General features: G+C 44.6%; 16 protein-coding genes. 1 reads left to right on the forward strand and 15 read right to left on the reverse strand.

Features of this window, described 5'->3' with window-relative positions; translation table 11 throughout:
• Window positions 1–188: 188 nt before the first annotated feature.
• Window positions 189–365: a hypothetical protein gene (locus BM210_RS34890; RefSeq protein ID WP_177237906.1), complete on the reverse strand. Its 177-nt coding sequence runs from the start codon at window positions 363–365 to the stop codon at window positions 189–191.
• A gap of 261 nt (window positions 366–626) precedes the next feature.
• Between BM210_RS34890 and BM210_RS19875 the strand changes: the two genes are divergently transcribed.
• A complete protein-coding gene (locus BM210_RS19875) occupies window positions 627–833 on the forward strand; it encodes a TM2 domain-containing protein (protein ID WP_091172608.1) in 207 nt (68 codons plus the stop codon).
• Between the two features lie 39 nt (window positions 834–872).
• Here BM210_RS19875 and BM210_RS35760 read toward each other — a convergent pair whose 3' ends face one another.
• The 14 genes from BM210_RS35760 to BM210_RS19940 all read right to left on the reverse strand — a co-directional run bounded on the left by BM210_RS35760 (window position 873) and on the right by BM210_RS19940 (window position 12,874).
• Entirely contained in the window at window positions 873–1,004 is a 132-nt protein-coding gene (locus tag BM210_RS35760; protein ID WP_256223844.1) for a hypothetical protein, read from the reverse strand.
• A gap of 82 nt (window positions 1,005–1,086) precedes the next feature.
• Window positions 1,087–1,452: a response regulator gene (locus BM210_RS19880; RefSeq protein WP_091172609.1), complete on the reverse strand. Its 366-nt coding sequence runs from the start codon at window positions 1,450–1,452 to the stop codon at window positions 1,087–1,089.
• Window positions 1,453–1,656: 204 nt separating this feature from the next.
• A complete protein-coding gene (locus BM210_RS19885) occupies window positions 1,657–2,034 on the reverse strand; it encodes a response regulator (protein WP_091172611.1) in 378 nt (125 codons plus the stop codon).
• Between the two features lie 238 nt (window positions 2,035–2,272).
• On the reverse strand, window positions 2,273–3,103 hold the full coding sequence (locus BM210_RS19890) for a phosphoenolpyruvate hydrolase family protein (protein WP_091172612.1): 831 nt from the start codon (window positions 3,101–3,103) through the stop codon (window positions 2,273–2,275).
• A gap of 7 nt (window positions 3,104–3,110) precedes the next feature.
• Window positions 3,111–4,331, reverse strand: coding sequence for a Tm-1-like ATP-binding domain-containing protein (locus BM210_RS19895; protein WP_091172614.1), 1,221 nt, complete (start codon window positions 4,329–4,331; stop codon window positions 3,111–3,113).
• Between the two features lie 69 nt (window positions 4,332–4,400).
• Window positions 4,401–5,153, reverse strand: coding sequence for a sugar phosphate isomerase/epimerase family protein (locus tag BM210_RS19900; protein ID WP_091172616.1), 753 nt, complete (start codon window positions 5,151–5,153; stop codon window positions 4,401–4,403).
• 86 nt (window positions 5,154–5,239) lie between these two features.
• The gene (locus BM210_RS19905; protein WP_091172618.1) at window positions 5,240–5,602 is read right to left on the reverse strand and encodes a cupin domain-containing protein; all 363 of its coding nucleotides are present in this window, start codon (window positions 5,600–5,602) and stop codon (window positions 5,240–5,242) included.
• A gap of 23 nt (window positions 5,603–5,625) precedes the next feature.
• Window positions 5,626–7,140 carry an extracellular solute-binding protein gene (locus BM210_RS19910; protein WP_177237907.1) on the reverse strand — a complete coding sequence of 505 codons (1,515 nt, stop codon included), beginning with the start codon at window positions 7,138–7,140 and terminating at the stop codon, window positions 5,626–5,628.
• A 31-nt stretch (window positions 7,141–7,171) separates the two neighbouring features.
• Window positions 7,172–8,053 (reverse strand): carbohydrate ABC transporter permease, encoded by an 882-nt coding sequence (locus BM210_RS19915; protein ID WP_091172622.1) that lies wholly within the window; start codon window positions 8,051–8,053, stop codon window positions 7,172–7,174.
• Window positions 8,054–8,081: 28 nt separating this feature from the next.
• Window positions 8,082–9,044 carry an ABC transporter permease gene (locus BM210_RS19920; protein WP_091172624.1) on the reverse strand — a complete coding sequence of 321 codons (963 nt, stop codon included), beginning with the start codon at window positions 9,042–9,044 and terminating at the stop codon, window positions 8,082–8,084.
• Window positions 9,045–9,099: 55 nt separating this feature from the next.
• The gene (locus BM210_RS19925; RefSeq protein WP_091172626.1) at window positions 9,100–10,095 is read right to left on the reverse strand and encodes a Gfo/Idh/MocA family protein; all 996 of its coding nucleotides are present in this window, start codon (window positions 10,093–10,095) and stop codon (window positions 9,100–9,102) included.
• Window positions 10,096–10,381: 286 nt separating this feature from the next.
• A complete protein-coding gene (locus BM210_RS19930; protein WP_091172628.1) occupies window positions 10,382–10,954 on the reverse strand; it encodes a helix-turn-helix domain-containing protein in 573 nt (190 codons plus the stop codon).
• Window positions 10,955–11,031: 77 nt separating this feature from the next.
• Window positions 11,032–11,913, reverse strand: a complete 882-nt coding sequence (locus BM210_RS19935) for a carbohydrate ABC transporter permease (protein WP_091172630.1) — start codon at window positions 11,911–11,913, stop codon at window positions 11,032–11,034.
• Window positions 11,914–11,926: 13 nt separating this feature from the next.
• Window positions 11,927–12,874 (reverse strand): ABC transporter permease, encoded by a 948-nt coding sequence (locus BM210_RS19940; RefSeq protein WP_256223845.1) that lies wholly within the window; start codon window positions 12,872–12,874, stop codon window positions 11,927–11,929.
• Between the last annotated feature and the right edge of the window lie 14 nt (window positions 12,875–12,888).

The raw sequence follows: 12,888 nt of genomic DNA on the forward strand, positions 1-12,888 counted from the left end.
TTAATGTAAATATTCCTATCATAGAATTAATATGAAAAAAACAGCTAAAACCAAGAAAGTAACCAGTCATCTGCTCTACGAAAACAGAAAAAGAACCTTCCGTTTCCACTCTTATAGTGGTTTTGAAGGTTCCTTGCACATGTTTTGGAATGGAATGACTCCAGTTTACCCTTTAGTTATAACCCCATTTATTTCGCTTTTTGCAGATCTTGGATTTCTTTCATTGCTTTTTCGCAATCTGATTTGGAAACACCCGTTTTCACACACTCGTTAACATCGCTACTGGAAACACTTGTTCCACATGCAGTTGCCATAGCAACCAATAAAACAAGCACCATAAATTGTACAAATGATTTTTTCAACATCCTATCCATCCCCTTTTGTATAATACGCCTAAAGTCACACCGTATTCTGCACAAAGGCTAGTATAATGTCTTATCATGCAAAAGGAATGTAACCAAAGTACTAAAACCCTATAAAAATAAGAAAATTCAAAAAAACTTTCGATTCTTTTCGATATATTTAAGCGTCTATTACTTTAGTTAGATGTGCTTTTAGAACTAGTACGATAATATGAAAATAACTTGCAAGGGCAAGAAAAAGAACGATAAGGGAGAGATATTTACATGAAATCAAGAACAACTGCAGGAATCCTCGCTATTCTACTTGGAAGCTTGGGCGTTCACAAATTCTATTTAGGTAAAATTGGCTTAGGCGTTGTATACTTATTGTTCTTCTGGACTGGTGTTCCAGGAATTATCGGTTTGATCGAAGGTATCCAATATCTGACTAAGACAGATGAAGAGTTCCAAAGCAAATATGTTACTGCTTAAGCTGTAACTGATAGTTGTATAAATATACATAGTTATACGCTAAAAGCTTGGCCGTATGCAAGGGGCATACTCGACCAAGCTTTTTTGGTATAGCGGGACCACATACTTTCCATACAACGCACCTATACTTTTTCCCGTCAATATAGCCTCCATCACCAGTTTAGGCAACAAAGGCCTGCCTCCCCATATAGCAAAATGACCATGAACGTCATCTCATTGCCGATAATTAAGCTTCTCCTTTTATCCAGAGCCGTTAAGATTCATCCAATACTTTATTAACAGTCTCAATGATCCCCTTTTTTTGAAAAGGTTTTTCGATAAAATCCTTGGCTCCTGAGCTGATCGCATCCACTATTAAAGCAGTTTGTCCCATGCTAGAGCACATAATTATTTTCGCTAATGGATCGAATTTACGGATTTGTCTGACTGCCCCAATCCCGTCCAATTCGGGCATCGCCACATCCATCGTGACCAGGTCAGGCTTGTATTTTACATATGTATGAACAGCATCCCTACCGTTCGCAGCTTCAGCAACTACCTCGTGTCCGGCCTCAACCAACAGAAACTTGAGCATCTTCCTCATAAAAGCAGCGTCATCAACTACCATGACCTTTGCCATTATACGCCTTCAATTCCTTTCATTTTGATTTACATCCATATTATAGCAACTAAGTATTAGGTTATTTTTAGGTTACCCCCATTTATTTGTTAATTTTCCACACGCTTTTTTAATGGTTGCAATGAAATGTCGAAAAACCCCCTTTTGCTCGAGTGCAATAGGAGGTGAATCTTCAAAGGCAAGGTAATATCATCACAACGATCCTCAGCTTGCGGTACTTGAGATACCGAGTACTTTATTAACGGAATCAATGACACGTTCCTTCTGGAAAGGCTTTACGACAAAATCTTTTGCGCCTGCGGTGATCGCTTCTACAACCATAGCCTTTTGTCCCATCGCGGAGCATATAATGATTTTGGCTGCTGCATCCAGCTTGCGAATTTCTTTAACAGCCTCCACCCCGTCCATTTCGGGCATAGTAATGTCCATCGTAATCAAATCAGGCTTTATTTTCATATAAGCTTGCACCGCTTCCAAACCATTGGCTGCTTCTGCGACTACTTCATGCCCACCCTCAACCAGCATAGTTTTTAGCATCATTCTCATAAAAGCTGCATCGTCTACTACCATTACTCTTGCCATGCTATAACGCCCCATCTCTATATGTTCACTCTTGATAGGATGACTATATCAATTGGGAGTTATGGAAGTTTTAGATGCTTGTTGTACCTTAGTTAAATTTCTGAACAATTTACTAACAACTTAAGAGGCTGCCCAATCACCTTCATCATGCAAAAAAAAGAACAGCCAACCTGTACCCTCAGCCTCATTGAGACCTGCGGGGGAGGTGACTGCTCATCATTCATAAAAACAAGTCTATTCATTTATTCGCCAGGCTTTTAAATTTCTTCACCTGTTCAGTAATCGCAATCTCCGTAGGAAGCCGTTCGACGCTTGAGGCTCCGAAGAAGCCGGCAATTCCGTTCGTCCTGCCAAGCACATAATCGACATCCTCCGGCTCAGAAATTGGTCCACCATGGCAGATGACGATAATATCCGGATTCACGCTTTTTCCCGCATCATAAATGCGCTGCACCAGATCCGCCGATTCATCGAGCGTCAAGGCTGTTTTGGCTCCGATGCTTCCTTTGGTCGTTAAACCAACATGAGCAACAAGCACATCCGCTCCCGCCTGAGCCATTTGGATGGCATCCTCTTCATTAAATACGTAAGGAGTCGTAAATAGATCAAGCTCATGCGCTTTGCGGATCATCTCTACTTCCAAATGATAACCCATGCCGGTTTCCTCTAGATTTTGTCTGAATACGCCATCGATCAGCCCAACCGTAGGGAAATTCTGCACACCGGAGAAGCCCATATCCTTCAACTGCTTGAGATACACATCCATCAATCGAAAAGGATCCGTACCGCATACACCCGCCAGCACCGGTGTATCCTTAACGATAGGCAGAACCTCACTCGCCATGTCCACAACGATCTGATTGGCATCGCCATAAGGCATCAATCCGGCCAGTGAGCCCCGACCCGCCATCCGATAACGGCCCGAATTATAGATAATAATCATATCGACACCGCCCTCTTCCGCGCATTTCGCCGATAACCCTGTTCCCGCTCCTGCTCCTACAATGAATCGGCCCTGCTCCAATTGCCCGCGCAGCCGATTCAATATCTCTACTCTGGATATCGCCATCTCTTCTTTACCCTTCCTTCTTCTGTGTTAACAGCTCTAGTAAATAGCGAGCAATCGACTCTGCAACCACCGTATCATTGATATGTGTCTCCAATTCAATCAATGGAATATCCGGTCGTAGATGCTGCTTAATGCCTTCGTACAACGCTTGACGCTCTTCGGTTCCGGCAAAGGGCTTGGCTTCCATATCGAGCAGCGAAACGCCTTGCTTCGGAAACACAACGATAGTAGGGCCTGTGCCTGCACTTAGCTTCTGTGCCAGTCTCCGGCCTAATTCCCGATTCTCGTCAATCGTTGTACGCATCAATGTGGTTGTCGCGTTATGCTGATAAAAGGTGCGTTCCTTGAACTGTACTGGAACCGTTTCTGGAGCACCAAAGTTAACCATATCGAGAGCACCCACCGAGACCACCTGCGGAATGCCTGCCGCCCCCGCCGCCTCCAGACGGTTTGGACCGGCGCTGAACACACCACCAACCAATTCATCCGCAAGCTCCGTTGTCGTAATATCGGCAACACCCTTGATATAACCTGCCTTAATCAATTCTTCCATAGCCAATCCGCCTGTACCGGTTGCATGGAAGACGAGTAAATCATAACCCTGCTCCTCCAGGATTTCGCGAACGCGAGTTGCACATGGAGTTGTTACACCGAACATCGTAATACCCAAGGTTACCTTATCGTCCTCAGCTTCTTCCTTCATATTCAGTACCATACCCGCCAAAGCGTGAGCGGCATTGCTTAATATACGACGTGACAAGCGGTTCAAACCGGCAATATCAACGACGGAGTACATCATCGTAATGTCCTTCACACCGACATAAGGCCGCGTATTACCCGATGCTACTGTAGATACGAGCAGCTTCGGAACCCCGATAGGCAATGCTTGCAAAGCAGAAGCAGCTACAGTTGTGCCAGCCGTCCCCCCCATTCCAAACACACCGCCAATCACTCCCTGCTGTTCCAATCCGATCATGATCTCGGCCGCACCACGGGTCATTACTGCAATAGCCGTCCCCCGATCATTGTGTTGTCTCAATTGCTCAATGCTGGAGCCACCTGCTCTCGCCACTTCATCTGCCGTGATGTCTGGGGCAAATAGCGGATCTCCCAATACACCGGTATCTATAACCAACGTGGCTACTCCACATGCCTCCAGCTGATCTCTGACAAACTGAAACTCCAAACCTTTCGTATCCAAAGCTCCGAGCAAAACCGCCTTTTTCATTGCATGCTTCAGCTCCTCTTGTTCATAACCTGTAAACAAGCTTTCTGCATAACCCTCGGCTTGAAAGGATTATTGCAGCCCGTTCCGTAAATACGCATAACAATCCTTCATGCCCCCAAGTATATCGCCGCCGCTTTCCTCATCTGCCGAAATCCAGCCGGTATAACCAATGTCGCGAATACTGGCAAAGATCGGGCCGAAATCGATAGCTCCCTGACCGAGTACCCTCCACTCGCCCTGCTCATAATCCTTCATATGGAAGTTATCTATCACATGCCCAAAGCTGCGAATAACCTCCGCTACATCATCAATACCGGACTTAACCAAATGGGCTGTATCAATCGTAAGACCTACTGAACCCTCTTTTATTTGATTGAAAAAGATGTCAAAATCGCCCCGGTACATGACCGGATTGTTGTGATGATGGTGCAGTGACAGCTTGACTCCTTGCTGCTGCGCTTCAAGCCCTAAATTGGATAAAATGTCGGCATATTGGCGAATGTCGGTTGCTGTTACATCGGCTCTCGGAATTCCGTGACAGTACACGATTAGTTCCGTACCAATCGCTGATGCAAAACGAATCGTGCTTTGCAGCCTCTCTATACTCCCCGTATCCAAATTACCGCCAGCAATCAGGGCTGAGCCTATGCCAGGCAAATGTCCAAAGGCTTCTTTAAATCGTTCAGGTTCATTTAAATAAGGCATATATTGCACTGCTTTTAATTGAAGTCCGTCATAGCCAACAGCGCCAAATTGTTGAAAAAGCTGTTCCTGCTCCTCTGGTGTTGCTGTTAGTCTAGAAAAAGCCAGCTTGTTGCTCATCTCGATTGCTCCCTTGTCTTAAACTTATTGTAAGAGCAGATATAACCGGGAGAATTCGTTCATCCCCCGGCCATCCTGCCTATCCTTTATTCACCAATCGTCTGACGGTCCGGAGCCGAGTATGCAATAATCATTCGGCAAGGCTCCCAGCTGGTTGTGGTTGCATTGTGCGGCACATTGCGTGGAATACGCAGCATCATGCCTGGCTCCAAATGGAAAGTCTCGTCACCTAAAGTATGGTCGCATTCCCCGGATAAGATAAAGATGACTTCTTCACAATTCGGGTGCACATGCCTTGGGTTGGCCTGACCTGCGTTAATATAGACCATACCAAATGTCATTTCGCTGGCCGAATCGATATCCTGACCGCATAACCATTGAATTTTTCCCCAATTTTCGTTTAAAATGCGATTGGATTCCTGTTTTCTCAAGTCAGTAATGGTAGCCATACACTCTCAGTCTCCTTTTATGTTTACTTAGCTGCTAACCGCTCTTTATATGCTGCATTCATTTCTTGAATGATCTTTTGGTAATTGGCATCTGCCTTCAGATCGGCAACCAATTTGTCCCATGCATCAATACCGACCTTACCCATCGTAACCTGCGTTTTCATGTCGTTGATTTTCTTCGTATAGTCGGCCCCTAATTTGTTATTGGTTTCGGAGACCAGTCCGATCACAGGTATCGGTGTACTGATTTTGGCTTTTTCATCAATAATTTTTTTATTCTTTTCAAAAATTTCCTTCGGCATGCCTGGGGCAAATGCATACATATATGGATCATGTTTCATAAAGAGCTTGCCAAAAGATCCGGTACCCAGGTTGTCTTTCACCGATTGCTCGTTAGTTACAAAGAAACCATCTTCTTTTTTGTAATGCACGCCTTCGATACCGTATTGTGATAAGGTACTTCCTTCAGTTGAAGCTCCATAATCGAGCAGGGCCAAAATTTTGCGCATTTTCGCTTCTGGAACACTCTTCGGAATCGCAGTGACTCCGATAAATCCGCTGTTTTGCTGCTGGAATGGTCCTGTCCCTGGGCCTGATAAGGAAACGATCGGCTCCCAATTTACCTTCGGATCGCGCTTCCACTGATCGTAGGTCCAACGCCACATCGCTTCAATGGTTTCCGTCGTAACACCTACCTTGCCACTTGATGCCATATCGACCCAATCATCGTTTTTCATAACCGAGTAATCCGGCGGAATCAACTGCTCATCGAATAGTTTCTTCTTATACAACAAAGATTCGCGCATTGCGGGCTCAAGCGTAATATCGATAAGTCCGCCATCCTTAACCTTCCACTTGCTGGAGGCGGTATTATAAATGAATTCGATTTGATCGTTGGTACGCATTGTATAGCCGTAAGTGCCCTTCTTCCCATCCGGTTCCTTTTCTTTAAAAACCTTCATGACCTGATACAATTCATCAAGCGTTGTCGGCATCTTTAGGCCCAGCTTATCCAACCAATCCTTGCGAATAAAGAAAGTGGTTCCACCCTCAAGCGGACGAACAATCGGAACAACGTAGTTTTTACCGCCGATCTTCGAATTTTCCCACATGCTTTTTGGTGAATCCATTAAGTTCTTGTAATCCTTTAAATACGGGGTAAGATCCCAAAACGCACCCTGCTTCACCATCGTTAGGAACTGTGGAACGGTGGTATCCGGCAGTTTAATCGCATCGGGAAGGTCGCCTGAGGCCAAAAGAACATTTAATTTATCATTGAAAACCGTATCCGAAACCCAGGTGATGTTCAGCTTCGTATTCGTCCTTTTTTCAAATTCCTTCGTAACCGGATTATCCGGCGAGGGAGGTTGGGCAATCGAAAAGTTGCTAAAAATATTCAGGGTGACAGGTGCTTCCTTCTTGCCTTCCTCCCCCTTCGGTGCTGTTGCTGCCGGATTGCTGCCGGAGCAAGCTGCAGTTAATACGGCAACAACCGACAGCATGGCGATCAGTGCGTGCTTTCTTGAGCTTTTGTTCATAGCCGAACCCCCCATTAAAATGTAACTGCGATTAACCTTTAACTGAACCGAGCATGACACCTTTTGCAAAATGCTTTTGCAGAAACGGATAGACGGCCAAAATTGGGATCGTCGCAATGACGACTGCCGCCATCTTGATCGTTTGCTTCGGAAGCTGATTTTCTGACACCATCTCGGCAGCGGATGACCCGCCTGTAGAGGTTTCCGAATCGATCAGCATTGTCCTAAGCAGAACCTGCAGAGGCACCTTCGCATAATCATTGATAAACAGAATAGCGTTAAAGAACGTGTTCCAGTAGCCTACTGCATAAAACAAGCCGAAGGCAGCCAAAGCCGGGGCCGACAGCGGTAGCACAATGCGGAAGAAGGTGCCGATATCGTTGCAGCCATCGATCATGGCCGCATCCTCAAGCTCTACAGGAATGCTGTCAAAGAAGCTTTTCATCAGAATGGCGTTCCATCCGCTGATAAGTACAGGGATGATGAGCGACCATACGCTGTTGATCATGCCAAGGTCACGTACGACGATATAATTTGGAATAATTCCCGGATTGAACAAGATCGTGAGTAAAATCATCAGCATCAGAATACGTCTGCCTCTGAGTCGCTTGCGAGAAATGCCAAACGCCATCGCAGAGGTGAAGATCAGACTTAATCCGGTTCCGACCGTTGCCAGAAAGGTAGTCACTAATGTCGCATTTTTAAACGTATCCGTGTCTAATAAATATCGATAGGAGCCAAGCGACCATTTCTGCGGAAACAAAACAAAACCGCTTTTCTGAAGATATTCATAAGGGTCGGTAAAGGAAATAATAAACACATAATACAATGGGAATATGGTAATAATTCCTATAAGAGATAATGTAAACGCATTCAAAGTATTAAATAAACGTCCTCCAAAGCTTCCCTTCATTGTCCTGACCACCTTTTGTCGCTTGTGCTTAGTAGACACCATCCTCGCCAATCTTCTTGGCCAGTTTGTTGGCCACGATAACGAGCACAAGACCTACCAAGGATTTGAACAACCCTACCGCTGTACTGTAGCTGAATTGTCCACTCTGTATACCATTTCGGTATACATACGTTTCAAAGACGTCTGCATATTGGGCGACAGCTCCATTATTCATCAGAAATACTTGCTCGAAGCCGACATCCATAATGTGTCCGAGCCTTAATATGAGCAGGATCAGAATAACACTTCGGATTCCAGGCAGTGTTACGTGCCAAGCTTGCAGCCATCGATTGGCTCCGTCTATTTTGGCTGCTTCATACAATTGCGGATCAACAGCTGTAATGGCTGCCAGAATGATTATCGTTCCCCAACCGGTTTCCTTCCAGATGTTTTGCAGCACAAGCATTCCCCAGAATGTATCCGTATTGGTCAAAAAATCGTACTTAGGCAGTCCAATCGAAGCGATCATCATATTAACAATTCCTGAAGATTGGGACAAAAGTAAGAACGATATCCCTACGATGATGACCCATGACAGAAAATGCGGTAGATAAACAATGGATTGGATAACACTTTTAAAAAATTTGTTATTTACTTCATTCAATAATAATGATAAGACAATAGGCAGTGGGAAGAAAAACACCAGATTCAATAAACTGATTACCATCGTATTGCGGAATAGCAGTATAAAATCAGGATTAGAGAAAAATCGGATAAAATGCTCCAGCCCTACCCATTCGCTATTCCAAACACCTGCGTAAGGGGAGTATTCCTGAAAGGCAATGATGATACCCCACATCGGAAAATATTTAAATATGATGAAAAAAACGACACCAGGCAAAATCAGCATATACAAATATTTGTCACGTCGGATATCCGACAAAAGCGGCCGCCGCACTTTTTTCTTTTCTCTGGTGATGGACGATTGCATCGCAGATGATTGTGTTTCCATATTCACTACCTTCCACTTCCATCATTTTTGTAGTGGTTTCAGACTGGGTCCACGCTTACACCAGAATTCCGTGCTTTAATTGAACGATACGTTGCTCATCGGCCGATACATAGGCTGCGTCCAATATGGAGATTGTTTTGAGATTGTCCTTTGAGCTGTTAGGCGCTTCAACGCCCGTTTCCAGCGAGGTAAGCAGGTGATTCAAGCCCTCGTATGTAGCAATTTCTCTGGAGATATGATTTTCCCATGTTTCAGTTGGAGTCTTGTCGCCTTTACGGTAAAGTTCGGCACGATTATATCCGGTTACGATCGTTCCCGTTTCCCCAATCACGATCATCTCGGTTCTATTAAAGGTCGAGGAGAAGCTTTGTACATAAGTAGCAACGACGTTATTCTCAAAAACGACCTGAACGGTTGCATCTGTCTCACCTGCGCATTGAATGGCGGAGGAGGAGCGATTCTGACAAACGACCGATACAGCATCACAACCCAGAATTTGCCGGAACCCGTCAAACCAGTGTATACCCATAACAGACATTGCATTGCGTTCGCATTCCTGTCTCCAGCCTACATCCTGTCTAAAGAAAATATTGGTGAATACAATGGATGTGACTTTACCAATTACACCGTCAGCCACCTTGCCTTTAACGAGCTCAAACGGATAATGGCGTCTGAAGTTCTGATTGATCGATATCGGTATGCCCTTCTGTCTTGCTTTCTCGGTAATCTCGGTCGCTTCCGCCAAGGTATCGGAAAAAGGTTTTTCAACAAATACAGGAAGGCCAGCCTCAATCAACGGCAGTACAATTTGCTTGCGGATGGAGGTAGGCGTGCATACAACAACTGCTTCCACACCGCTATTTTGGATAAAATCGTTCAACTCTGTAAAGCGCTGAGGCACTCCATATTTATCCGCTTTAGCATGCAGGGCTTCTGGATTCGGATCGCACAGGGCCACGATCTCAATTCGCTCGGGATGATCCTTATACCCTACAAAATGCAATTCAGTAACACCACCAGCACCTACAATACCTACTTTGTACTTTTTCATTGTCCCACTCCACCCCTTAGAATTATTGGTTAACACAGTATGCTGATTCGACAAGGAAATGCACCTTCAGTCTACTTTCAACAAAGTTTATTTTTGATTAACTTAGTTGTATTTAATTCAACATTGTTGAACATATTTTATTTTACACCATCATTATCGATAATGCAACCGCTTTCTTTCAAAAAAATGACAGCTGTCTGACCTCTGCCGCATAAGAAGCGGAGAAAGGTTTCAAAATCCACAAAGAACCTGAAGCTGCGCTTCAGGCTCTTTATGATGTCATCGACTACGTTGGTGTGTTGGGGGACGTACTGCTCGCTTTGGACTGCGTGAATACTGCGACATACTTCACTTCATCCGTGATTGGGCTTAGCAGATGCTTTTCCACCGAATCGAAGTACAGACTGTCTCCAGGCTTTAACGTATACTCTACATTGCCTACCTTGTAGCGCATTTCGCCTTCCAAAATAAAGATAAACTCCTCGCCGTTGTGGCTGTATACATTTTTACTGTCATGCTCGTCCTTTCGTGAAACAAAAAGAAAGGGCTGCATCAACTTTTCACCACGTTCAACTGCAAAGGCAAAGAAGGAATAGCCCTTCTCCGTCTTGACAAGCTTCGATTCGCTCGTTTCCGATGCTGTATAAATCGTACCGGACCGCACTTGATCATCAAGTAGAAAAGAAACCTTGGTTCCCAAAGCATCGGCTATTTTGATTAAAGTAGCAATAGGTGGAACCGTTTTCCCGTTTTCAATCTTCGACAAGAGACTTTTGGAAAAGCCACATATATTGGCAATCTCCGTCAAATTGCGGTTCTGTTCTTTCCGTAGTTTCATAATTTTGTTCCCAAGATCCATAAGTTCATTCTCCTGTTCTCAAGGTAAACCATGTTTATCATAGCTAAACCTTGTGGAACAAGTCAAGCATTACGTGATTACCCCTTAACCGATCCGAGCATCACACCCTTGGCAAAATGCTTCTGCAAAAACGGATATACGAGAAGTATCGGCACAATAGCGAGCACAATCGAAGCCATTCGAATCGTTTCCTGAGGAATAACGCGGTCGTCCCCTCCCCCGCCTGCTGCGCCTACACCGTTTGAATCCGAATCGATAACGAGTGATTTAACCAACACCTGCAGGGTCCATTTCTTCGCATCCGTCAAATAGATCAGTGCATTAAAGTACGTATTCCAGTACGATACCGCGAAAAACAACGTAAAGGCAGCTATCGCTGGCATGGATAACGGGATGACAATCCGCCAAAACACTCCGATATCGGAGCAGCCATCAATATGGGCAGCGTCCTCCAGCTCGGGAGGCAGTGATTCCAGAAAGCTTTTAATGACGATCAAGCTCCATGCATTGGTTAAACCGGACAAGATCAAGGACCAATATGAGTTCAACAATCCAAGCTCCTTGATTAGCAAATAATTAGGCAAAATACCTGCATTGAACACCAGCGTAAAAATAACTGCACTAAGCATAAACCGCCGTCCGGGGACGACTTTTTTGGTCAGCACATAGGCAAAAGTAAACGAAATGATCACACTCAGCACAGTACCGATTCCCGTCACGAATACCGTACTTTTCAAAGCGTTCAAAAAGCTGTTCGTAGACAGGATATACTTGTAAGCCGATAAAGACCACTTCTCTGGCAGCAGGTAAAATTGCAGAGGCACGTAGACCTCGGGGTCCGTAAAGGACACACTGAACACATAAATAAATGGAAATACACAGGCTAGCGAAATCATCCCCAGCAGCGAGTAATTGATATAATCAAAAACCGTCATTTTTTTAGTCGCTACGAAACTCACGTGGTGTACCTCCTTAATAGATGCCCTCTTGACCCATTTTTTTAACTACATAGTTGGACATTATGACAAGGATCAAGCCTACAACTCCCTTGAACATGCCTACGGTTACACCTACACTGATTTTCCCTCCAAGAATTCCGATCGTGTAAGCATACGTATCGAACACCTGGGAAACCGAAGTAACCAACGGGTTATTCATAAGCAACAGCTGCTCAAAACCGACATCCGCCATATGGCCAAGCCGCAAAATCAATAAAATAATAATGGTCGGACGAATCGCGGGCAAGGTGACATGCCATATTTGCTTGAAGCGTGAGGCACCGTCTATGACTGCGGCTTCGTACTGCTGCGGATCGACACCAGCCATTGCGGCCAAAAAGATAATCGTTCCCCAGCCCACTTCCTTCCACATGCTTTGCAGCGTAATCATTCCCCAATAATAATTGGGGTTGGATAAGAAGGAGACGGTCTCATAGCCTAATCCCGAAATCATTTTATTGACTATGCCTACATCTGTGGAAAGCATGAAAAAGGTCATACTTGCTACAACGACCCACGATAAAAAATGCGGCAAATAAACAATCGATTGATTAATACGCTTAAATACCTCATGCCGGACCTCATTGAGCATCAACGCCAACAAAATAGGTACGGGAAACATGAAAATAATTCCAAAAATATTAATAGCAAACGTATTTCGCAGCATGATATAAAAGGTTTGGCTGGCAAACATTTCCGTAAAATTCGTTAGACCGATCCACGAGCTTCCCCAAAGCCCCTTATACGGGTTGTATTCCTTAAAGGCAATCAACAGGCCCCACAGGGGAGCGAACTTAAACAAAATAAAATAGAGGATTCCCGGCGCCGCCAGCACATACATCCATTTTTGCTGAACCATCGTTGACCACAAACTACGTCGTGATCGTTGTTTCGTTTGCTTCTGGATAACACCTGTTTGCATTGAAGTCACCTCAT

The sequence above is a fragment of the Paenibacillus sp. 1_12 genome, assembly GCF_900114475.1.
Lineage (GTDB): Bacteria > Bacillota > Bacilli > Paenibacillales > NBRC-103111 > Paenibacillus_S.